This is a genomic window from Runella sp. R5_40, from assembly GCF_057652295.1.
The window spans coordinates 47,417-70,488 of the sequence record NZ_JBYFCH010000015.1 but is presented as its reverse complement, the minus strand read 5'-3'; the positions used below and the strand labels follow the sequence as shown (position 1 = coordinate 70,488).

At 43.7% G+C, this 23,072-nt stretch carries 22 protein-coding genes; 16 read left to right on the top strand and 6 right to left on the bottom strand.

Annotation, left to right across the window (positions count from 1 at the left end):
* The first annotated feature begins 90 nt into the window (after positions 1–90).
* The 4 genes from pnp (at position 91) to AC23N5_RS21580 (ending at position 5,273) form a co-directional block, all read left to right on the top strand.
* Entirely contained in the window at positions 91–2,313 is a 2,223-nt protein-coding gene (pnp, locus tag AC23N5_RS21595) for a polyribonucleotide nucleotidyltransferase (RefSeq protein WP_183973029.1), read from the top strand.
* Positions 2,314–2,415: 102 nt separating this feature from the next.
* Positions 2,416–3,279 carry a sigma-70 family RNA polymerase sigma factor gene (locus tag AC23N5_RS21590; protein ID WP_013930257.1) on the top strand — a complete coding sequence of 288 codons (864 nt, stop codon included), beginning with the start codon at positions 2,416–2,418 and terminating at the stop codon, positions 3,277–3,279.
* 105 nt (positions 3,280–3,384) lie between these two features.
* Positions 3,385–3,936 (top strand): META domain-containing protein, encoded by a 552-nt coding sequence (locus tag AC23N5_RS21585; RefSeq protein WP_183973027.1) that lies wholly within the window; start codon positions 3,385–3,387, stop codon positions 3,934–3,936.
* 293 nt (positions 3,937–4,229) lie between these two features.
* Complete coding sequence (locus tag AC23N5_RS21580) at positions 4,230–5,273, top strand: glycoside hydrolase family 113 (protein ID WP_487757207.1); 1,044 nt, start codon at positions 4,230–4,232, stop codon at positions 5,271–5,273.
* A 1-nt stretch (position 5,274) separates the two neighbouring features.
* On the opposite strand, the gene AC23N5_RS21575 is transcribed toward AC23N5_RS21580, so the two are convergent.
* Entirely contained in the window at positions 5,275–5,634 is a 360-nt protein-coding gene (locus AC23N5_RS21575) for a hypothetical protein (protein ID WP_183973023.1), read from the bottom strand.
* 189 nt (positions 5,635–5,823) lie between these two features.
* Here AC23N5_RS21575 and AC23N5_RS21570 point away from each other — a divergent pair, with 189 nt between their 5' ends.
* Positions 5,824–6,138 (top strand): single-stranded DNA-binding protein, encoded by a 315-nt coding sequence (locus tag AC23N5_RS21570; protein ID WP_183973021.1) that lies wholly within the window; start codon positions 5,824–5,826, stop codon positions 6,136–6,138.
* Positions 6,139–6,226: 88 nt separating this feature from the next.
* Here AC23N5_RS21570 and gnd read toward each other — a convergent pair whose 3' ends face one another.
* The 3 genes from gnd to AC23N5_RS21555 form a co-directional block, all read right to left on the bottom strand.
* Positions 6,227–7,126, bottom strand: coding sequence for a phosphogluconate dehydrogenase (NAD(+)-dependent, decarboxylating) (gnd, locus tag AC23N5_RS21565; protein ID WP_487757206.1), 900 nt, complete (start codon positions 7,124–7,126; stop codon positions 6,227–6,229).
* A 90-nt stretch (positions 7,127–7,216) separates the two neighbouring features.
* Positions 7,217–8,755: a SusD/RagB family nutrient-binding outer membrane lipoprotein gene (locus tag AC23N5_RS21560; RefSeq protein ID WP_487757205.1), complete on the bottom strand. Its 1,539-nt coding sequence runs from the start codon at positions 8,753–8,755 to the stop codon at positions 7,217–7,219.
* Between the two features lie 64 nt (positions 8,756–8,819).
* Positions 8,820–11,981 carry a SusC/RagA family TonB-linked outer membrane protein gene (locus tag AC23N5_RS21555; protein WP_487757204.1) on the bottom strand — a complete coding sequence of 1,054 codons (3,162 nt, stop codon included), beginning with the start codon at positions 11,979–11,981 and terminating at the stop codon, positions 8,820–8,822.
* Between the two features lie 176 nt (positions 11,982–12,157).
* Here AC23N5_RS21555 and AC23N5_RS21550 point away from each other — a divergent pair, with 176 nt between their 5' ends.
* From AC23N5_RS21550 to AC23N5_RS21540, 3 genes are all read left to right on the top strand, one after another.
* Positions 12,158–13,039 carry a helix-turn-helix domain-containing protein gene (locus AC23N5_RS21550; RefSeq protein WP_487757203.1) on the top strand — a complete coding sequence of 294 codons (882 nt, stop codon included), beginning with the start codon at positions 12,158–12,160 and terminating at the stop codon, positions 13,037–13,039.
* Positions 13,040–13,066: 27 nt separating this feature from the next.
* The gene (locus AC23N5_RS21545) at positions 13,067–14,581 is read left to right on the top strand and encodes a gluconokinase (RefSeq protein WP_487757202.1); all 1,515 of its coding nucleotides are present in this window, start codon (positions 13,067–13,069) and stop codon (positions 14,579–14,581) included.
* A gap of 71 nt (positions 14,582–14,652) precedes the next feature.
* Positions 14,653–15,213 carry a beta propeller repeat protein gene (locus AC23N5_RS21540; RefSeq protein ID WP_487757201.1) on the top strand — a complete coding sequence of 187 codons (561 nt, stop codon included), beginning with the start codon at positions 14,653–14,655 and terminating at the stop codon, positions 15,211–15,213.
* A 4-nt stretch (positions 15,214–15,217) separates the two neighbouring features.
* On the opposite strand, the gene AC23N5_RS21535 is transcribed toward AC23N5_RS21540, so the two are convergent.
* Complete coding sequence (locus AC23N5_RS21535; RefSeq protein WP_229601297.1) at positions 15,218–16,354, bottom strand: ABC transporter substrate-binding protein; 1,137 nt, start codon at positions 16,352–16,354, stop codon at positions 15,218–15,220.
* Between the two features lie 135 nt (positions 16,355–16,489).
* Here AC23N5_RS21535 and AC23N5_RS21530 point away from each other — a divergent pair, with 135 nt between their 5' ends.
* From AC23N5_RS21530 to kdsA, 8 genes are all read left to right on the top strand, one after another.
* On the top strand, positions 16,490–17,728 hold the full coding sequence (locus AC23N5_RS21530; RefSeq protein WP_487757200.1) for a M16 family metallopeptidase: 1,239 nt from the start codon (positions 16,490–16,492) through the stop codon (positions 17,726–17,728).
* A gap of 8 nt (positions 17,729–17,736) precedes the next feature.
* Complete coding sequence (ispF, locus tag AC23N5_RS21525; protein ID WP_122930471.1) at positions 17,737–18,213, top strand: 2-C-methyl-D-erythritol 2,4-cyclodiphosphate synthase; 477 nt, start codon at positions 17,737–17,739, stop codon at positions 18,211–18,213.
* A gap of 15 nt (positions 18,214–18,228) precedes the next feature.
* Complete coding sequence (locus AC23N5_RS21520; protein WP_487757199.1) at positions 18,229–18,552, top strand: nucleotidyltransferase domain-containing protein; 324 nt, start codon at positions 18,229–18,231, stop codon at positions 18,550–18,552.
* Between the two features lie 103 nt (positions 18,553–18,655).
* Positions 18,656–19,786, top strand: a complete 1,131-nt coding sequence (locus AC23N5_RS21515) for an amidohydrolase family protein (RefSeq protein WP_487757266.1) — start codon at positions 18,656–18,658, stop codon at positions 19,784–19,786.
* Between the two features lie 170 nt (positions 19,787–19,956).
* Positions 19,957–20,865 carry an AAA family ATPase gene (locus tag AC23N5_RS21510; RefSeq protein WP_487757198.1) on the top strand — a complete coding sequence of 303 codons (909 nt, stop codon included), beginning with the start codon at positions 19,957–19,959 and terminating at the stop codon, positions 20,863–20,865.
* Between the two features lie 55 nt (positions 20,866–20,920).
* Entirely contained in the window at positions 20,921–21,214 is a 294-nt protein-coding gene (locus AC23N5_RS21505) for a nucleotidyltransferase family protein (RefSeq protein ID WP_183972994.1), read from the top strand.
* On the top strand, positions 21,204–21,548 hold the full coding sequence (locus AC23N5_RS21500) for a HepT-like ribonuclease domain-containing protein (protein ID WP_487757197.1): 345 nt from the start codon (positions 21,204–21,206) through the stop codon (positions 21,546–21,548). Before AC23N5_RS21505 ends, AC23N5_RS21500 begins: the two co-directional genes overlap by 11 nt.
* A gap of 3 nt (positions 21,549–21,551) precedes the next feature.
* On the top strand, positions 21,552–22,403 hold the full coding sequence (gene kdsA, locus AC23N5_RS21495) for a 3-deoxy-8-phosphooctulonate synthase (RefSeq protein ID WP_487757196.1): 852 nt from the start codon (positions 21,552–21,554) through the stop codon (positions 22,401–22,403).
* 66 nt (positions 22,404–22,469) lie between these two features.
* On the opposite strand, the gene AC23N5_RS21490 is transcribed toward kdsA, so the two are convergent.
* A complete protein-coding gene (locus AC23N5_RS21490) occupies positions 22,470–23,012 on the bottom strand; it encodes a nuclear transport factor 2 family protein (protein WP_487757195.1) in 543 nt (180 codons plus the stop codon).
* Positions 23,013–23,072: the final 60 nt, after the last annotated feature.

The window sequence follows — 23,072 nt, the reverse complement described above, 5'->3', positions numbered from 1 at the left end:
GTAAATAATAACTTTTTGCGGTTTTATAAATAATAACCTATCATGTTCGCTGAAGGATAGGTTTTCAAGCGGTTTTTTAATTCTTCTTTCATGTTTAACATCATCACAAAGACTATCAACCTGCCCGATGGTCGTATCATTACAATTGAGACAGGGAAGCTTGCTCGTCAGGCCCACGGTTCAGTCGTGGTTCGTATGGGGAATGCCATGCTCCTAGCTACAGTTGTTTCTAATCCCGAGGTAAGACCTGGTACAGACTTTTTACCACTATCGGTTGATTACCAAGAAAAATTTGCTTCGGCTGGTCGTATTCCTGGAAGTTTCCAGAAGCGCGAAGGCCGTTTGTCAGATCACGAAGTTTTAGTGAGTCGTTTGGTGGATCGCGCTTTGCGTCCTATGTTTCCAGATGACTTTTATGCAGATACGCAAGTCAACGTTTTCTTAATTTCAGCAGATTCAGAGGTATTGCCTGATGCCCTTGCTGCGTTGGCTGCTTCTTCAGCATTGATGATTACAGACGTACCTTTTAATGGACCAATTTCTGAGGTACGTGTAGCCAAAATCAATGGTGAATACATCATTAACCCGCCTACGTCACAACTGAAAAATGCTACTTTAGACCTAATCGTAGCGGCTTCGGAGAAAGACATCTGTATGGTGGAAGGTGAAATGAACGAAGCCTCAGAAGAGGAAGTAGTGGAAGCCTTGAAAGCGGCTCACGCAGTGATTAAAATCCAATGCGCAGTTCAAAAAGAATTTGAAGCAGAGGCAGGGAAAACAGAAAAACGCTCTTTTGAGTACGTAGTACACGACGAAGAGCTCCGTGCCAAAGTACGCGAGGCTTGCTACGATAAAATTTATGCGGTAGCCCGCCAAGGCAGCGCCAATAAGCAGGTGCGTAAAGATGGTTTCAAAGCCGTTATTACTGAGTTTTTGGCCAACTTCAAAGAAGAGAATCCAGAAACGTACGACGAAAAAGTAGGCCTTATCAAACGGTATTACCACGATTTGGAGTGGGAAGCGTCGCGCCGTTTGGTGTTGGACGAGCGTACTCGTCTCGACGGCCGTGCCTTGGATCAAATCCGCCCAATTATGAGCGAAGTTGATTTCTTGCCTACGCCGCATGGTTCAGCCTTGTTTACACGTGGTGAAACACAATCGTTGACTACGGTGACATTGGGTACAAAACTTGATGAACAGATCATTGATACGGCGATGTTTTATGGATATGGCCGTTTCTTGTTGCACTATAACTTCCCAGGCTTCTCAACGGGTGAGGTAAAACCAAACCGTGGCCCTGGTCGCCGCGAGGTTGGCCACGGAAACTTGGCGCACCGTTCGTTGAAAAAAGTATTGCCTCCAGATGAAGAAAATCCATATACGATTCGTATCGTTTCGGATATCTTAGAATCAAACGGCTCGTCGTCAATGGCTACTGTGTGCGCAGGTACGCTTGCCTTGATGGACGCTGGGATAAAAATCAAAGCGCCAGTTGCAGGTATTGCCATGGGCTTGATTACTGACGAACAAGGAAAATACGCCGTACTTTCGGACATTTTGGGCGATGAAGATCACCTTGGTGACATGGACTTCAAAGTGACGGGTACTGAAAAGGGGATTACTGCCTGTCAGATGGACTTGAAAGTAAACGGACTTTCGTACGAAGTATTGGTAGAAGCACTTGACCAAGCTCGTCGTGGACGTTTGCACATCTTGGGCGAAATGAAGAAAGCGATTACTGAAGTTCGTCCAGAACTCAAACCACAAACACCTCGCGCGGTTGTTATCCAAATTGCACAAGACCAAATCGGTGGCGTCATTGGGCCAGGTGGTAAAGTGGTTCAAGAAATTCAACGTGTCTCTGGTGCAACCGTTACCATCGAAGAGCGTGACAGCATGGGTTACGTAAGCATTTTTGCGAACAATGCCGATAGCATGGACATTGCCGTAAAACGCATCAAAGGCATTGTAGCAATTCCAGAAGTAGGGGAAGTTTATACAGGAACAGTGAAGACGCTTCAACCTTTCGGGGCCTTTGTTGAATTTATGCCAGGTAAGGATGGATTATTGCACATTTCCGAGATTACGTGGGAGCGCCTAGAAACCATGGATGGCGTTCTTCAGGTAGGAGATGAGGTACAAGTGAAACTTGTGGAGCACGATAAGAAAACGGGTAAATTCCGCTTATCACGCAAGGTTTTACTACCAAAACCCGAAGGATTCGTTGAAAGACCACCCCGCGAAGACCGTGGTGATCGCAACGATAGAGGCGGAGATCGTCGTCGTGATGACAACCGTCGTCGCGATAAGTAGATTTTTGTTTTTTTAACTTAAATTAGAAAGTAAAAAATCAACTTTTGATTCGCTTTTTACGTTACACTCTTGTAATAGTACAAAGCACCAAAGTAAAGATAGATGAGACAGCTTAAAATTAGTAAGCAGATAACCAACCGCGAAAGCCAGTCGCTTGATAAGTATTTACAAGAGATTGGTAAGGTGGATTTGCTAACTCCTGATGAGGAGGTGACTTTGGCGCAGCGAATTCGAGAGGGAGACCAACAAGCTTTGGAACGACTTACCAAAGCTAACCTTCGATTTGTGGTATCTGTCGCAAAACAATACCAAAATCAAGGTCTTTCGCTTGGTGACCTTATCAATGAAGGAAACCTAGGTTTGATTAAAGCCGCTCAACGCTTTGACGAAACCCGTGGTTTTAAATTCATCTCGTATGCTGTATGGTGGATTCGTCAGTCCATTTTGCAAGCGTTGGCCGAACAATCTCGTATCGTTCGCCTTCCACTCAACCGTGTTGGGTCATTAAATAAAATATCGAAGACATTCTCAGATCTTGAACAAAAATTTGAGCGTGAACCATCACCCGAAGAATTGGCCGAAGTATTGGATATTTCAGCTAATGAGGTTGTGGACACACTCAAAATTTCTGGCCGCCACGTTTCGATGGATGCGCCGTTTGTGCAAGGGGAAGAAAATAGCCTCCTCGACGTTCTTGAAAACGACATGGAAGAGAAGCCTGACCAAGGGCTTATCAATGATTCTCTCCGTAAAGAAGTTGCTCGCGCGCTATCTACGCTCACCCAACGTGAGTCTGATGTGATTGCGCTTTACTTCGGATTGAACGGAGAACATCCTATGACGTTGGAAGAAATCGGTGAGAAATTTAATTTGACCCGCGAACGTGTTCGCCAAATCAAAGAAAAAGCAATTCGTCGCCTACGCCATACTTCACGCAGCAAAGCGTTGAAGACGTACCTCGGTTAAAAGACGTACATACATTTCAAAAAAAGCCACTGTACAGTGGCTTTTTTTTTATACCTTGTTCCAACCTTTTATGGTAGAAAAAAGTCATACTAAAAAAATATGGCTATGAAAAAGACAATGATTGCATTAATGGTTGGCTGTTTGGTCGCAGTGCTGGGAGCTTGCGAAAGCCAAAACGTAGATCAACAAGCCCAAAAGTTAGAAAACAATGAACTTGCGGGGACTTGGGTATTGAAAAGTATCCTACTAGGTGATATGATTGATTTGCCGTGCGGCATCCCCAATGAAGGAAAGTTTGAACCAATCACGCTGGAATTGACCACTACCAGAGACGAAACGGGTGCGGTTTTGTTGTTGAATGGTCGCTCGTCGGTGAACCAATATTCTGGTAGTTACGCGTTAGAATCGTACGACGAAACGACCAAAACGGGCAAACTTAAAATGTCTCCAATTGGAAGTACAAAAATGGGCGGTTCGCCAGAATTGATGCAATGCGAATCGCGCTATTTTTTGTTGTTAGGTCAAGCCGTTGATTATCAGTTGAGTACCATCAATGGAAAACAACAACTTGAGTTGGGGGTTTTGAGTACGCAGAAATCGGTGGCACCCATCGGAGGAAAAGGAAATTTTTTGATTTTTGAAAAACAATCCAAATAATTCAGGTTGAACGCATCAAAATAGAAAGTAACTATTTATTGCTCCAGAGGAGCCCTATCTTAGTAGAAAGTAATAATTAGGTTCTTCAGAAAGCCCCATGGGGGTGACCTCTTTCACCGAGTATTGGCCGCCCCGATGGAGCTTTGTGGAGGGGTTTATTTACATTTTCTACAAATGTTTCGCCTCTCCGAGGCTGTGTTTTTAAAATGCGTTTAACCTGCAAATAAAAGATTTTCTAAAACTTCTATCTGTAGAAAGGTAGAAGTTTTTACTTTTAAGGAAAATCAACACAAATGGCTTGGATTATCGCTACTCGTCTGAATACGAATGTCTTACAAATATTGATTTGGGCAACAGTTTGGATGCAATATGGATGTACGCGGCCCTCGCCTCCTGTGTATGCAGGTGCTAAAATGAAAGGTGTTAATCTGGTTGCGCCGCCAGAACCAATTGATTCGGCGGCTTTTGTGCCACTAAGTACACTAAAAGCAGAATGGGTGGCGGTGGTTCCCTACGGTTTCTGTCGCGAGAATGAGCCACATTTTTACTTTAATTCCAACAAAATGTGGTGGGGAGAATCCGTCGAAGGAATTGTAAAAACGATTGAGCTGGCCCACAAAAATCGCCTAAAAGTAATGCTCAAACCCCACGCTTGGGTGGGTAGGGGTATGTACACGGGCGATTTTGATTTAAAAACAGAGGCTGATTGGCAAATCTTTGAAAAAGACTTTGGTAATTACATTTTGACCAACGCGCGAATTGCGGATTCTTTAAAAGTGGAACTCTTCTGCATCGGTACCGAAATGGATAATTTTACCCAAAAACGGCCTGCTTTCTGGAAAAATCTAATCAAGGAGGTTCGCACCATGTACCGTGGCCAACTCACGTACGCCGACAATTGGAACCATTACCCCAAAAACCCGTTTTGGAATGAGCTGGATTTTATCGGAATAGACGCTTATTTTCCTTTATCTGCTGAAAAACACCCGAGCATCGCAACTTTGCAAAAAGGCTGGAAGTCACATTTGAATGAACTAGAAAACTTTGCGGGAAAGCACCAGAAACCTATTTTATTTACCGAAATAGGCTACCGAAGTGTTGATTTCGCCACCGAGAAACCCTGGGAATCGCACGACGAAAAACCCGAAAACTTGGCATTGCAAGCCGATGCTTACCAAGCCTTTTTTAATGAAGTGTGGCCCAGAAAATGGCTCGCGGGAGCTTTTGCTTGGAAGTGGTTTTTACAACAACCCAAGCGGCAGTTTCACCGTGATACGTTTTCTCCCCAATTTAAACCTGCCGAAACGGTACTCCAAAACGCCTTTGGAAAGCAGTAATTTAGGAAGGTACTTTTCGGTCTTTTACCACTAAATATTGCTCATTTTCGAGGGGTAAATAGCCATATTCATACACAAAAACGTACGTAGCGCCTTTTTGGGTGGTGCGGGTATTGGTAAAATACGTAAAGTCAAAACCTTCTCTCAGTAGCGCACTTTTAGAGATTTTTCCCTTGTCATCTTCTTTGCAGGCTTCCTCCAAGATTCGGCGATTTTTACGAAGTGCGTTATTGATGTTCCGAACAAAATTGTTGGAGTCCGAATTGAGTTTGTTGTTATAGGCATTTCGGCACGCATCCGAACAAAACTTCTTGTCGGAACGCCCCATTATTTTTTCTCCACATTCTAAGCAGGCTTTCATTGTTTTTGTCATTGTTTCTTCTGCAATATACACATACTTATCCGTTTGTAAACGGTTACAAACGTTTTTATCCAACTAGAAACGCGTACGAACCGAATCGAGTGGCAGTGAGGCTGCACCTTTGTATCGTCGATTGAGAGACAGTTGACAAAACAAAATCAAATCACTCAAATACAAACTTTTAGGAACATGAACAAGGTAACATTAACAGGCAACGTAGGTAAAGATTTGAACGTACGTACATTTGAAAACGGAAAGTTGGCGTCTTTTACGATGGTGACGAAGGAAACGTACAAGAATCGTAAAAACGAAGAAGTGGAAAGCAAAACGTGGCACAACCTCGTGGCGTTTGGTAAAGTGGCGGAGGTATGCGAACGCTTGATTACGAAAGGGAAAAAAGTGTCAGTAGAAGGAAAACTGAATTACCGTTCGTACAAAAACAAAGAAGATAAAACCGTCTATGTGACCGAAATTCAGGTCTATAAAGTGCAGGAAATAGAATAATTGGGAATGACAAAGTGTCGAGTGCAGAATGCAGAGTGTCGAATTGTTACTTTTTATTCGACATTCTGCACTCTACACTCGACATTCGTTAATGGGCTTTTTCCACGGCGTGGCCGCCGAATTCGTTGCGAAGGGCCGCTACGACCTTGCCCGTAAAGGTGTCGTCTTGTTGTGAGCGATAACGCATCAACAATGAAAGTGCAATTACTGGCGTCGGAATACCCATGTCGAGGGCCGTTTCCAGCGTCCATTTCCCTTCGCCCGAAGAGTGCATGACCCCTTTGATGGCGTCCAATTTCGGGTCTTTAGAAAAAGCTTTTTCGGTAAGTTCCATCAACCAACTGCGAACAACTGAGCCGTGGTTGAAAACGCGCGCAACTTGCTCTAAGTCAAGGTTATACTTTGATTGCTCCATCACTTCAAAACCTTCCGCAATGGCTTGCATCATACCGTACTCAATGCCATTGTGAACCATTTTGACAAAGTGGCCACTTCCTGGGCCACCTGCATGAAGCCAACCGTTGGGAAGTGAAATATCGTTAAAAACAGAGGCGCAATAGTTGAAAACTTCATCTTCACCGCCAATCATGGTACAAGCACCGTTCAAAGCACCGTCCACACCGCCGCTTGTACCGCAGTCCAAATAATCAATCCCTTTGGCTTTAAGGTATTTATATCGACGAACTGAGTCGTTGAAGTTGGAATTGCCGCCGTCAATAATGATATCACTGGCTGATAAAAACGGTATCAATGTCTCGATGCAGTCATCAACAGGCTTTCCCGCAGGAACCATCAGCCATATTACCTTTCTGCCATTGAGCTGCTGACAAAGTTCTTCCAAACTGAAAGCAGGAGAAATGCCTTCAAGAAGAATATTTTTGACGTTTTCGGTTGCTACATCGTACGCAACTACTTCATAACCGTGACGATGCAGGTTTAGGGCCAAGTTGTACCCCATTTTGCCAAGACCAACAAATCCAATTTGCATTAAAGATGACGTTTTATAAATGGATAGATGAGTGGGAAAAGGCAAAAATAGGACTATAGTTACTCAATCCCCACTCATCAGTATTTAAAATTATTTATCCCACCAAACTTTTGTGTCTAAATCGTCAGCTCCTTGGCGAGTAATTGCCTCTCTCACGTGAACTGTGTTGGCTGAAATTTCCGAGTTAGGATAGGTCAGTCGTTTGATAAAATCCCCTTTAATTCCCTTTCCAGGAAAAGGGTTAGGCGTAAGTTTAGGAAAACCGCTCCGACGGAAGTTGGCAAATGCTTCTGGGCCGTTTAAGAACGAAGCCACCCAATATTGGGTATTGATTTGTTCTAAAGCAGTGGCTGCCACATACGGATTTGCTTTCAAATAAGTGTCAATATCTGCCGCTGCTACTGCTGAGTTTGCGTCAAACAGTGCCATTTGTTCCATGTGCAGGCGAACACCACGGTTGTAGTACGTTTCGGCGCTGGTACCCGTTACCCAGTTTCTTTGCGCTGCTTCGGCCAACAAAAGCTGCGTTTGAGCTGCTGTTACTAAAAACGTCGGCGCGGTCATTTTGACCATGCGAGTACGGTCAACTTGCGTAAAATCGTAGAAACTAGCCAATTTGTTTTTTGCTACTTCGGCCGAAATGGTGTTGTTGTCAAATCCTAATGGCATTCCAATTTGGACGGCGGGGTCGGTTGAAGCGCGCGAAGCTACTTGTTCTGGCCCAGATTTAGCCCCCACATAGCGTACAGCAATGGACTTGAGGCGTGGGTCGTTGGTTTTTTTGAGGTAATCCACAAACGGTGCCGCAAGGTAAATGTTGGCTGCTTCTGTGGCATTCAACATGTTGCCAATCCCATTTACGTAGTTAGCGTCATGCTTAATAATCGCATTATCAGCGTTTGATTCCATCACCCCGCCTTGCAATGCCTTGGCAACCACTTGCTGGGCTTGGGCTGCGTCCACTTTACTTAAACGCATACCTGCACGAAGTAGGAGCGAATTGCCATACTTTTTCCAAAGAGCAATATTTCCCGCATAAAGTACATCAGCAGCTTCAATGGCCTTAGTAGCATCTAGGGCAGCGGTAGCTTCTGTCAATTCCTTGATAATACCTGCATAAACAGCTTGCTGAGTGTCATATTTTGGTAAAAATATTTGATTTGTATAACCCTTTTCCGCATCGGTGTAAGGAATATCACCGTATGAATCGGTTAAAATCATGTACGCATTGGCTTGGATGATGCGAGCCATGTTGTACAAATTACTGCGAGACGCCACCGCTTGCGTTTGATTGATAACATCTTGGGAGTTACGAATCACGTTGCGGTAGTATTTCTGCCAATTTTGAACAGTATTGTCGCGGCTATCTTGGTTGAAGTTAGCCCCCGTTAATACCCCTGAGTTGGGTGAAATCATTTGCTGGACAATGCCCGTTTCGTAGATAACTGAACCCGTCGTAAAGGCTGAGTTGACGGTCGCATTGTTCAAAATAAACACTGGATTGACCGAAAGGGCGGCGGTTTTGTTGATATTCAGTTCATCAAAACCTTGGTCGCAACTTACCATGCCGACAACAGTCGCTGCCCAAAGTGGGAGTAAAAGGGCCGATTTTTTTAATATACGTTTCATTGTTTGTTTCTTTTTTGAGTGTCCCCGAAAGCTTGGTTATAAGCCCCCTTCGGGGGTTTGGGGGTTAAAACTTCGCATTAAGGTTAAAACCAATACTACGCGTTGTTGGCAAACCAGTTGATTCCATTCCGACGAGGTTGTCTGACGAATAACCAAATGAGTCTGGATCAATGTTGTCAACCCACTTTTTAATCAGGAATACGTTGTTGGCAACTGCACTAAGCTTTAGGTTTTTAACTGGGAAGTTTCTCGGCAAAAAGCGGGTAAAGTCGTAACCAGCTGTGATTTGGCGAACTTTCCAGAAGCCACCATCGTAGATAACTGGTTCGATAAGTGCCAGCGAGCGTACGACTGACCAATAATCTTGAACAGGTGCTTTTACTGTATTTGTCTCCCCTTTGGCGTTTACACCCACTCCCAATACACCACCTTCGCGGCCTACAAGGGTCATTTTGTGCAATCCGTGACGTACTGCGTTGAAGTTGGTACCTGAAAGCATCGTGTTCCCAAGTTTGAAATCAACCAAGAACGATAGGTTAATGCCCTTGTAATTGAAGGAGTTGTTGATACCACCATTCCATTTTGGTAAAGCAGAGCCGTACGAAATAAGGTCGTCTGTGCGAAGCGGGATACCGTTGCCACCAAACATCATTTGTCCGCTGGCATCGCGCTTAAACCCGAAGCCATAAATCTGACCCATTTCTTGACCAACCACTTGACGAAGCTCGCCGTTGAACACGTGGGTACCTACGGTGATACGTTCGCCTGGCGTGTTGGTCAAAAGGCTTAATACTTTGGTTTTGTTATACGAACCATTCAGGGTCAAATCCCATTGGAAATTAGGCGTTTTGACAGGAACAAGATTCAATAACATTTCAAAACCACGGTTTTGGCTTTTTCCGCTGTTGATAAGGGTCGTAATAAAGCCTGAGGCATCCGAAATTTGTGCCGACACAATTTGATCATTGGTGATTTTGTTATAAATCGCCGCATCCAACGAAACGCGGCTGTCAAACAATTTGAGCTCTAACCCAAGTTCGGTTTCTGCCGTACGCATAGGACGGAGGTTGGCGTTGGGAAGGGTCGTTGTTCCTGAAGAACCGCCCACAGGCTGCCCGCCGAAGAGGTTGGCATTGATACCGTAAAACAAGTTGTTTGAGTAAGGGGATACGTCGGTATCGCTTCCCACTTCAGCATAAGCAGCGCGGAGTTTTCCAAAGGTGAGCCAAGTAGGAACACTGTTGAATGCTTGTGAAAATACAAAACTTCCTGAAACTGAAGGATATAAAATGCTGCGGTTGGCGGGAGAAAGGGTTGAAAACCAGTCGTTACGCGCAGTAGCGTTGACAAACAAAACATTTTTATACGAAAATTCAGCTGAACCATAGACCGAGTTAACTGCCCGCTCCGAAAGCCCATAAATAGGGTCTTTTACCCGTCCGTTCATCACGGTATATAAACCTCTTACAACAAAGTCTTGGACAAGTACACTGTTTAAATCCGAACGGCGGTACATCTTGTTTCCACCCACGTTGAAATCAAACCCAAAATCACCAAACTTTTGGGTACCAGAAATCAAGATGTCCGTGTTAATTTCTCTAAACCGTCTTGACTCTTGGGTATATGTACCATTCACAAAACCAGCTGGTGCGGCAGCAATAGAAGCTTGGCCTGTTGGGAAGTTGTTGTAATCCTGATCGCGTGACCAATAATCTTGTCCTACACGACCTTGGACAAACAACCATGGAAGCAGGTTGTATTTTACCGAAATGTTGCCAAAAATACGGTCGCGGACAATGTTCTGAAATTGTTCAGAAAGGGTAAAGTAAGGGTTGGTACGGTTTTGGAAACGTGAATAAATGTATTCATTTCCTGCTGCGTTGAATTTCTTCGCTTCCAACAAATCCAAAGGCATGGAGTTGGCTAAGTTGTAGATGGCAGTTGGAATAGAGTTATCTTGGTTCGCAATGTTCGGTGGGTTTTTGTTGTACTCGTGCGAATAGTTGATGTTTCCTGAAAAACTCAATTTTTTCGATAAATCGTAAGAATACCCAAGGTTAATAGTTTTGCGGTTAAAACTATTATTGGGTACAATTCCTTTGCTGTCCATGTTGGCAAACGAAAGGTTAAAACCACCTTTATCACTGGCCGATGACAGGCTGACGGTGTTGGTGAAGTTTGAACCGTTGCGGAAAAACTTACGAATGCGGTTATAAACAGGCTCGTACGGAACGGTTACGTTGTCAAACAATACCTGCGTCATACCTGGTTGGAATTTTTCCCCAAACGACCACTGACCCGAGGTTGGGTTGGGAGTCGTTGGGCGAACGCCGTTTTCACCTTGGCCGTATTCGTACTGATAATCCGTAAAATCAAGCGGCGTTTCGTTGGTATAGTTACTGTTAAAACTCACGCCAATACCTTTGCCATTTCCTTTTGTTTTGGTTGTAATCATAAGTACCCCGTCTTTTGCCCGTGAACCGTACAAAGCAGCCGCAGTAGCACCTTTGAGGACAGTCATACTTTCGATGTCATCGGGGTTAATGGATGATAAACCATCGCCACCATCTGAGGTATTTCCCCCGCCTCTTACGCCAATCGAGTTGTCGGCGGCAGCATTTCCAGGGTTTGTACCAAAGTTAGTGTTATCGATTGGGATACCATTGACGACAATGAGGGGGTTATTTTGCCCAGAAATTGAAGATTGACCACGGATACGAATCTTAGATGTTCCCGCGGGTCCTGTACCTAGTCCCGAAATATTTACCCCCGCAATTTTACCTTGCAATGAATTTATAAAATTGGGTGTACGGTTTTCAGTAAGCGCGTCGGCGTTGATAGTTGCTGTTGCATAACCAAGTTTTTTCGCTTCTTTTTTGATACCCAAGGCTGTCACTACGACTTCGTTGAGGGCCTCGGCACTTTCTGATAGCGAAATGTCAATGCGAGTTTGGTTTCCTACCGAAATTTCCTTTGAACCATAACCAATAAAGCTAAATACAAGGGTTGCATTATTGGGAACAGAAAGGTTGTAATTTCCGCTGCCGTCGGTAGATGTTCCTGTGGTACTTCCTTTTACTACAACTGAAACTCCTGCGAGGGGAGATTTGTCAGCGGAATTAGTCACCGTTCCGCTAATTCGATTTTGGGCCCAAAGTGTGGTTGTGAGTGCCAGAAAAGTCATCATTACTAAAATGACTTTGGGCAAGAGTAGAAATTTTCTCATCTTCATGTTAAATTGTTGGTAAGTTAAAAGGGTATGTTGAACAGTACTGATAGGATAAAGAACTGAGTGCAAAAAAATAGGAGAGTAGTACAAAAAACTTCTACGAATGGACGATGTAGGATTTTGTAATATTTTGATGATTTATTTAAAAAATTTAATAAATAGGTTTTCTGTCAATGAATAAAACCACACTGACCCACCTTCCTTCTTCCGAGTTTCCCCACATCAGGGAATTGGTTCGTGTTAAAAATCAGACAGTTAAGCTGAATGATTGGCCCGTGCAAGTGAGAGGTGGAATCTATATTTTGTGTGTCTTAGAAGGAAAATATGAGTGGATAATTGAACACCAGCGTTACGTTTTATACCCCAATGACGTGGTCGTTTTATGCCCTTGGCAGCAGCTTGGGAGTCCCACAAATACCTTAGAAATTGGAAGTTTTGTTTGGCTAAAACTAGAACCAACCATTTTTGAGCCTACAAAAGAGCTACAATTAGGCAGTTGGTCGGCGATTCACGAGAACGAACAAAGGCTAATGGGGCGGCTCATGGGTACGCACGCCCCGATGGTGCTGAACCAGCTAAAACAGGTCAATGAGCTGATTACAAAAATTGAGCAGGAGCTAAAACAGCTAGAGTTTGCCTACCAAACCCGCGTCAATCAACTGCTGGATGAGCTATTAGTAACGATTGTACGGCAGCAAAGCCAACAACAAAACCAACGGCGCGATTTTTCGCAGGCATTTGAACAGCTCGAAAAAATGCTTCGACAAAGCTTGGATCACCCCTGGACGGTGGAAGAAATGGCGACAGTGGTTGGGCTGGGAAGCACGGCTTTTACCGAAAAAGTAAAGGCGTATTCTGGCTTTTCTCCGCTCAACTATTTGATAAATATTCGTATTGCAGAGGCAATGCGCCAACTCCGCCAAACCGATAAAAGCCTGACCGATATTGCCCTCGATACTGGCTTTTATTCATCCCAACACTTTTCTACGACTTTTAAGAAACTAACAGGCTATACCCCTGGGCATTATCGAAAGCGCCAAACGGGGGACAACTAATTTTATTTATTTATATCATAAATCTATATGGAGTGTGTCATAACCATTGATATTGGTACTACAAAAGTCAAAGCATCAGCATTTGATTTTTCAAATAATTTGATTGGGGCGCGGCAAGGGTCGTACCCAACGTTTCATCCGCAGCCTGATTATAGCGAGCAAGATCCCGAACAAATATTTTTGACTGTTTTGTACGCGTTAAAAGGACTAATTAACGACGAACTTTCTAAAAAATATCGACCAGTGGCCTTGGTTTTTAGTGCTTCGATGCACAGTGTGTTGCCCATCGACAAACACGGCGTACCGCTTCGTAACGCAGTTATTTGGGCTGATAACCGTGGTCGTGATGAAGCAACCACCCTTAAAAATTCTGAGCTAGGGGCGAAATTATACGAACAAACAGGCACACCGATTCACCCCATGTCGCCTTTGGTCAAAATTCGATGGTTTGGGACAAACTCCCCAACGGCTTGGTTTGAAAAAGTCTTTAAGTTTATTTCTATCAAAGAGTACATTGTTTATCAACTGACGGGGCAACTGGTTGTTGATCATAGTTTGGCGTCTTCCACAGGCTTATTTAATATTCATCATTTGTCTTGGGAAACATCGGCGCTTGATTATATAGGAATAAAAACTCAGCAGCTGTCAGAACCGGTAGCCATTGATTTTGACGAACTTAAACTTAAAAAAGAATACCTGCGGCTTTTCCGCTTACCCAATACCCTCAAAGTAATTGCGGGAGCGAGCGACGGCTGTTTGGCAACGCTTGGGGCAGGTGTAGTAACGGAAGGAGACGCTACCATAACCATTGGGTCGAGTGGTGCTGTGCGGGTAGCGGCTAAACAGGTGTTGGTGGACGAAAAACAGCGTTTTTTTAACTATATCCTCACCGAAGGAACCTACATTTCGGGCGGGCCGACCAACAACGGCGGTGTGGTTTTTGAATGGTTTGTGCAGCAATTTGGTACTTCTGGACTCCATTTTGACATGGACTATGCTGTGCAGCAATTGTTGATGGAAGCCGAACGCGTTCCAGCAGGAGCGGGGGGGCTTTTATTTTTGCCCTATTTGTTAGGCGAACGTGCTCCGTTGTGGAATGCCAATGCCCGAGGCGCTTACATGGGAGTGAATATTACGCACGAACGTCGGCATTTTATTCGGGCAACCGTCGAAGGTATTGTGTATGAGGTATATAGCATTGGTAAATTGCTGCAACAATACCGCTCGATTGAAAATCTGTACATCAACGGGGCTTATGCTACGCTGCCGTTGTTTGCCCAAATTCTGTCGGATGTATTTGGGAAAACGGTCTATATCAACGACAAACACGATAGCGCAAGTGCAGGTGCAGCGCTGCTGGCTTTGACAAAACTTGGGAAATATGAAAACTTAGTGGCTGCTGCTCAAACCATCAAATCGGTAGAGACGTATTCGGCCAATGATAAAAACCACCATCGTTATGGGCAGTTTTCTGAAATTTTTGACCGATTGAGCCATAAATTAGCCGATGATTTTGACGCATTGGTGGCTTTGCAAGGGTAATGATGAGTTGGCATGATTTATGATAGATACTGTTGAGTGTTTATAACTAATCATGTCAACCTCAACGACCCATGAAAAAATTAATCATCTCATTTTTGATTGTAATCGCGACCATCATTGCCGTTTGGGGGCAAGATTCGGCCTCGGTTTTGCCAAAAGCTGAGTGGCGCGTGTCAACCAATGGCAAAATTGAACGCCTGGTCAATGAAAATTGGGAAGCGGCTTCGATTCCTACTTCGCAAACATTTTCCTCTTTGTACCTGCTTTCGGCGGATTTTGGCTGGGCTGTGGGCAAAAACTCCACGATATTGCGCTGGGATGGCGAACAGTGGAGCGAAGTATTGGTTTTTGCCAACGAAGATTTGAACTCGGTATTTTTGTTGAGTCGTGAAGAAGGCTGGGCTGTCGGCAACAAAGGCACCATACTTCGCTGGAACGGTATAAGTTGGGAAGAAGAAGTGTCGCCAATTACCGAAAATTTAGTCCGAGTAGAGGCAATTCCGACGGGAGGAGTCCAGATTTTTGCCGAAAATGGAGCAGTCCTCCATCGTTTTGGGAAAAATTGGCAAGTACAACCCGCCGCCCCTCTGAGTTCAGTAAAATTGTCGGCTTCAGCCAAGCACGATGAATAAGGCGTTATTTTAAGAAATTCTTAGCTTCTTTGAGCGTGCCTTTGTATTCTGCCAAATCACTTACGATTTTGTAGTACTCGGTAGCTTTTCTTTTATCTCCTGCCCGAATGGCAATTCGTGCCAAACCTGCATAGGCAAAGGCTTGGTACTCTTTGGTATATTCTTCGTCGCGTGGCTGACGAATAGCCGTCAAGTACAAGCGTTGAGCAGCTTGGTCGTTGCGTGATTGTTTTTCGAGGTACATTCCCTCTAATGTGTGAGAAACGAGTGAAAAGAAAGGCTCGTTTCGTTTTTTTAGCTTTTCAATAAAAGGTTCAGCCTCTTCGTATTTTCCCAAAAGCAACAACGCTTCGGTGTGTTTCATCAAAAAAATAGGGTTATTGGGGTATTTTTCTACGAGATTCCCCAAGTAGCTACTGGCTTTGTCGTAACGTTGCTCGTGTTTAAGGTAAATACGGGCCAAATAGAAGGAAGATTCGGTGCGTGTAAACATCCCTTTTTTTGACGCAATGTCCATTTGTCGGAGTCCTTCCTCGCGGTTTCCGTCTTTGAAAAACAACACAACGGGTTTTACGATTGGATGGTCTTCGGGGTAGCGGATAATATAGTAATTATAGAGGCCAGAGGAAAAGTAAAACTCAGGATTGTGATTCATGTATTTGAATCCTGCCATGACATAATCGTAGGCTTTTTTTGCTTCACTGGCAGCCTTCATTTTCTCGTCATTGTAGTTGTGAATCAACGCAACGTAGCCATGGCCAGCCATTGAGAAAAACGCAGCTTCGGGACGTGTTTTTTCATTTTTTTCTAACACTTTTGCTTTGGCAATACACTCCTCAAGGAGTTTTGCATACTGCCCACTCATGGCCTTGTTGTCTTTTACGGGTAAGTATTGCCACTGCATTTGCATGGCTTTGAGCATGGCATTCACGGGGTGATTAGGGTATTTGGCCCGTATTTGACGAGCAACGGGTTCTACCGCCGCAAATTCATAATTGTAAATATGGTCGATGGCTTCCAGTACCAATTCTTGCGTAGGCGTATCGTATAAAATTTGTGCGCGGGCAGGAAGTGGAGGAAAAGATAATGCGATGAATAAAAAAACAATCAATTGAGTCACTACTAAGAACATTCGTTTCATGGAGCTGTACCTGCGAAATAGATAGAAAATGCTATTTTTGGGCGTTGGGTTAGAAACCTTTCGCTTTGGTTCTAACGTTAGACAACCAACAAAGAGTTTATTAACTTCTGTTTTTTTGATAGATAATTATTTTCAATGATTCACTACGACCATTTTACCCTTGACAACGGGCTCAAAGTATTTGTCCACGAAGACCACACAACTGCTTTGGCCGCTGTAAATATTCTCTACAATGTGGGTTCTCGCGATGAAGAGGAAAAACGTACTGGTTTTGCCCACTTGTTTGAACATTTAATGTTTGGGGGGTCGAAAAATATTCCATCCTACGACGAACCTCTTCAAACGGTAGGCGGCGAAAACAACGCGTTTACCTCTGCCGATATTACCAATTACTACATCACCCTACCCGCTGTCAATCTCGAAACCGCTTTCTGGTTGGAATCTGACCGAATGATGAGTTTATCTTTTGATCCAAAAGTACTCGAAATTCAACAAAAAGTGGTGGTAGAAGAATTTAAACAGCGCTATTTGAACCAACCTTACGGGGATGTATGGCTAAAGCTTCGGCCGTTGGCGTATCAAGTGCATCCGTATCGTTGGGCCACGATTGGCAAAGAAATTAGCCACATCGAAGAGGCGACGATGGACGATGTCAAAGCGTTTTTTTACAAATATTATTTGCCAAACAATGCCATCATGGTCGTAGCAGGGGATGTCACGGTTCCACAAGTGAAAGCATTGACCGAAAAATGGTTCGGGTCTATTCCTGCGGGTGAGCAATACGTACGCAATTTACCTTTGGAACCCGTTCAAACGGCTCCTAGATTTTTGGAAACTGAAGCAAAAGTGCCCCTAAATGCGCTGTATAAAACGTACCACATTCCTGGGCGTTTTGAGGACGACTTTTACACGGCAGATTTATTAAGTGATATTTTAGGAAGAGGAAAATCGGCGCGTTTGTACCAAAAATTACTGAAAGAAAGACAGTTGTTTTCAAATATCAACGCCTATAATACTTCTTCCATTGACCCAGGTTTATTAGTAATTCAAGGAAATCTCAATGCGGGAGTAACCTTGGACGAGGCCAATGCCGCCGTGGAGGAAGTTTTGCAGGAGTTGGTGGAGATTGCGTTGGATGAAAAAGAATTGGCAAAAGTGAAAAACCAAGCGGAGTCAACGTTGGCGTTTTCGGAAGTTGAATTACTCAACCGTGCCATGAATTTGGCCTATGCTGCCAACGCTGGGAATCCTGATTTGGTCAATCAAGAAGCGGCTAAAATTCAGGCAGTAACGGCCAAAGACATTCAAGAAATGGCTCAGAAAGTGCTGTCTAAAAACAATTGTTCAACGATGTATTACCGCGCAGTAAACTAAAAAAACGTATGAAATATAGAATTGGACAAGGCTACGACGTGCATCAATTGGAAGAAGGACGTGATTTTTGGTTGGGTGGTATTAAAATTCCCCACACCCACGGAGCCAAAGGGCACTCCGATGCCGACGTCGTTTGTCATGTGCTCTGCGATGCCCTGCTTGGAGCCGCCAATATGCGCAACATTGGGTACCATTTCTCGGATAAAGATCCCCAATGGAAAGGCGTTGATAGCAAGCTGTTGTTGGCGAAAGTCATGGAAATGATTCGTGAAAAAGGCTACGAAGTTGGCAATGTTGACGTGACCGTTGTACTTCAAGAACCCAAACTTAATCCGCACATTCCGACGATGAAAGAATGCCTTTCGAAGGTCATGGCCATTGATATTGAGGATATTTCCATCAAAGCCACTACTTCTGAGCATTTGGGTTTTGTTGGGAAAAAAGAAGGCATCGCCGCCCATTGTGTTGCGTTGATTTATAGTTAGAAATTTTTGATAAATATGAATACGACAATTCAAAGTTTGGCACTTGAGTTTAAAGAAAAACTTGGAGAACGTTACGGTAAACGATTTGCAAAGCTGATTCTTTATGGTTCTTATGCTAGAGGTGATTTTCACGAAGAATCTGATGTCGATTTCTTAGTTGTTTTAAATGATGAAAAGATACAGGGTGGAATTGAAATATTTTATACTGGAGATTTACTCAATACTTTGTCCTTGAAGTATGATAAACTTATATCAATTCTACCTGTTAGTTTTCGACGATTGCAAGAAGCAAACTCAATGTTTTATAAAAATGTAAGACAAGAAGGGATTGAAATATGACTGAGGATGTTGATGAAACTGTAGCACATGCTATGTTTGAAGAAGCAAAAGTTTTTGTAACGCAAATTGAAAGTTATCTAAATTCCTTGACACAAAAATAATGATGAAAATACACTTCACCTTTCTGTATTTATTGGGCTCACTTACTGCTGTGGCTCAGACCAACGGAGGACAAATTGAGCAGCCTCTGGGCTTTGAAGAATACGACCCCGTCTCGACGCTGAAAGTATCGGAACATAAGCTTACCCGTTCTAAATACCCTTTTATCGATATTCACAACCACCAATACAGCATGTCAAACCAAGATTTGTCAAAATTGGTGGCTGAGATGGATGCGTTGAATATGGGTGTGATGGTGAATTTGAGCGGGCGTGGATGGTCGCAGCAGTGGGAAGAAGGGACAACGACCATAAAAGGTATGCTTGACAACGTAAAAAAGAACTACCCCAAGCGTTTTATGGTGTTCACCAACCCCGAGCTGAAAGGTGTAGGCTCGCCTGGCTACGGTGAGAGGGCCGCTAAACAAGTGGAGGAAGATGTGAAAGCGGGAGCGGTAGGGATGAAAGTATATAAAAGTTTGGGTTTCAGTGGAATAAAAGATACCGATGGAAAACGCGTTGCGGTAAGTGACCCACGTTTAGACCCTATTTGGGCAAAGTGCGGTGAACTTGGTATCCCCGTCATTATTCACACGGCCGACCCTAAATCGTTTTGGGATCCCCTCGACCGTTACAACGAACGTTGGTTAGAGCTTAAAACACACGCAGGACGCAAGCGTGGTAATAACGACCCCGTTCCGTTTGATTCTTTGATGAAGGAACAACACGCGGTTTTTGCGCGTCACCCCAAAACTAAGTTCATCAACGCTCACATGGGTTGGTATCCTAATGATTTGCGAAAATTAGATAGTTTGATGACCCGTTTTCCCAATATGTACGTAGAGATTGGCGCTGTTATCGCCGAATTGGGACGTCAACCCCGCGCGGCCAAGCAGTTTTTTGTGAAATGGCAAGATAAAATCCTTTTTGGAAAAGACAGCTGGGTGCCATCTGAGTACGCTACGTATTTTCGAGTGTTAGAAACGGAAGATGAATACTTTCCCTACCATAAAAAATACCATGCCTTCTGGCGCATGTACGGGATGGGTTTGCCTGACGAAGTGCTGAAAAAGGTGTATTACAAAAATGCTATCAAACTCATTCCTGCCATTGACAAATCGCAGTTCCCTGAGTAGAAAAAACAGGTCAGACCAACGGTCAGACCGCATAAAAATTAAAGAATCAGGTCAGACTTTGTCTAACAAATAAGGTAAAACCAGGTCTGACCTGGTAAAACGTATCGGGTTGTGAGCAACCCTCTGCACTTCAATTCGACACTCTGCACTCAAAAATTCGACACTCAAACATGTCTCAAACCCTTGCCTCCGTCCAGACTTTACTCCAAACTCGGGGATATATTGCGGATGAATACGTCGCAATGTCGGTCTATTTGGCCATGAAACTCCGTAAACCGTTACTCATTGAAGGGCCAGCGGGGGTCGGCAAAACGGAGATTGCCAAAGTGATGGCGCAGGCACTGGAAACGGAACTGATTCGTTTGCAGTGCTATGAAGGATTAGATGCAAATCATGCCATTTATGAGTGGAATTACCAACATCAATTGTTGTATTTGAAAATGGGGGAGCAGTCCACCGTCCACAGTCCGCTGACCACCGAATCTATTGAGCAAACTATTTTTAGTGAAAAATTTTTGTTGAAACGTCCCTTGCTAAAGGCGCTTACGCAGCCGAAAGCACCTGTGCTTTTGATTGATGAAGTAGATCGGGCAGACGAAGAATTTGAAAGTTTTTTGCTTGAAATGTTGTCGGATTGGCAAATTACCATTCCTGAAATTGGTACCATCAAGGCGACGCATATTCCCCACGTGATTTTGACAGGAAACCGTACCCGTGAACTTTCGGAGGCACTTCGGCGTCGGTGTTTGTATCTGTGGATTGATTATCCGCCGTTTGAAAAAGAACTGGCCATTGTCAAATCGAAAGTGGAGCAAATTGACGCAACGCTCGCACGTCAGATTACGGCATTTATGCAAGAGCTTCGGCAGCAGCGACTTAACAAAGTGCCAGGCATTGCCGAAACCCTTGATTGGGCCGAAGCATTGGCGGGGATGCACATCCAACACCTCGAAAAATCGTTGGTGGAGTCCACCCTAGGCGTCGTGCTAAAAGATTGGCAAGATATTCGTCAGACGCAGTTAAGCTTATCGGAGCTTTTCGAGAAAGTAGGAATCAAGTCGAAGTGGGAGGACGCTTAGGTGTTGTTTAACCCGATAAAATCGCCCATTTTTGTGCGTAAAAATTGCAAGCATTATGCAACTTTCAGCCCAAAATATCCAGCAAATTCAGCAGTACTTTAAAACACAGCCTGTGTTGAAAGCGTACTTGTTTGGCTCTTACGTGAGGGGAGAGGCCAATGAAGAAAGCGATGTTGATTTATTGGTTGAATTAGATTACTCTCAACGGATTGGACTTCATTTTGTCCAAATGATTTTTGATTTGGAAGACTTGCTGAAGAAGAAAGTGGATTTGATACCAGCTGACAGTGTTTCAAAATACATTAAACCTTACATTGAAGCAGAAAAGGAAATGATATATGAAAGATAAACTGGGCGACCAAGCACGGGTTCAACATATCTATGATGCCATTTTGGAAATAGAATTATATACTCGGGATATCGAAGTAGATGAATTCTTAAACAATTCAATGATGCGTTTTGCCTGCATCAAGCAAATTGAAATCATAGGAGAAGCAAGTAATCACATTTCGGAAGAACTGCAAGAACGTTTTGGGGATATTGAGTGGCGAAAAATTGTTGGACTTCGTAATATTTTGGTACATGAATATTTTGGGGTAATTAGTCGTGTTGTTTGGGGAATTATTAAGAGCGACATTCCCGACTTGAAAACTAAAATTGAAAACATACTGAATCAATTATAAAAAATGCAAAAGAAAATCGTTCGCGTAGGCGATATTGAGTGCGGAACCGACGAGTTGTTCTTGATTTCGGGGCCATGTGTCATTGAAGACGAGAAAATTATGATGACCGTGGCTGAACGTTTGAAAGAAATTTCGGAACGTTTGGGAATCAAAATCATTTACAAGTCTTCGTTTATGAAAGACAACCGCAGTAGCCTAGACTACTACATGGGGCCAGGATTGGAAGAAGGAATGCGTATTTTGGCAAAAGTGAAGGAGCAATTTGGTTTCACGCTTTTGACCGACGTACACTACCCTGAACAATGTGCTCCCGTGGCCGAAGTGGTTGATGTACTTCAGATCCCCGCGTATTTGTGTATGCAAACTACCCTCGTGGTGGCCGCTGCCAAAACGGGTAAAGTGGTGAATTTGAAGCATGGTCAGTTCTTGGCGCCTGAGAACATGAAGCACCCAGTGAAAAAAATTGAAGACAGTGGCAATGACCAAATTATCTTGACGGAACGTGGCTATACGTTTGGTTACAACGATTTGATTGTGGACCCACGTAGTTTTTACCACATGAACAAAACGGGTTATCCTGTAGTGTTTGACGTGACCCACGCCATTCGTAAATATGGTATTCCGTCGAAAGACAGCAAAGGAGGAGCGCGTGAGTATTTGCCCGTATTGGCACGTGCTGGCGTGGCCGCAGGGGTAGATGGTCTTTTTGTAGAAGCGCATACGTGCCCGTCGGAGGCCCTTTGTGATGCCGCTAGTCAGCTGGATATTAACTACTTAGAGGAATTTTTGAAGCCGTTGATTGAATTGCACAACGTAGAAGTAAAATACCGTGCTTCGGCCCAAGAATTGGCTTAGTCGTTATTAAACCTATGAGGTTTTATCAAAAAATTTGTCAAAAACCTCATAGGTTTCAGTGTAAAATTACTCTGCTTTGATGCTGTCCATCGGGATAGTTTGGTTTCTATCCCACAACGCCGTGACATTCACAATTTTCCATTTCCCGTCTTGTTTTTCCATAATACGGGTTTCGGTACTGTGAATAAAATGCTTCATTTTCTTGTCGGCATTGTACTGATGCCAAATTAAATAAGCAACATTGTCGCCGAAAAACTTCACAATCATTCCTTTACGAATTACTTTCGGGTTATTACTACCGCCTTGTCCTACTTTGTTGTCTTCAATATACCGTCCAATTTTATCGTCCACCTCATTCCAGCCGATTTTTGGGTCGAATGCACCGCTTGCATCACTCCAAACTTGAAAAGCATAATTGGCTTGAATGAAATTTTCTTTCCAACAATTGTAGTCACCGTTAAAAAAACAGTTCGTTTCGTTTTCAATCGTTTGCATAATCGCTTTTTTCTCTTTTTCCTCGTCTAGGTTTGAAGCAGCCTTGCTATCGGCAGTTTGACATGAAGAAAAAGCACACAAAAACAGAAGGAGAGCGTACATGACAGTTTTCATAATTTTGGAAGAGTTTAGATGAAAGAAAATGAATTTACCTTCGCTTCTAACAGGGTGTGT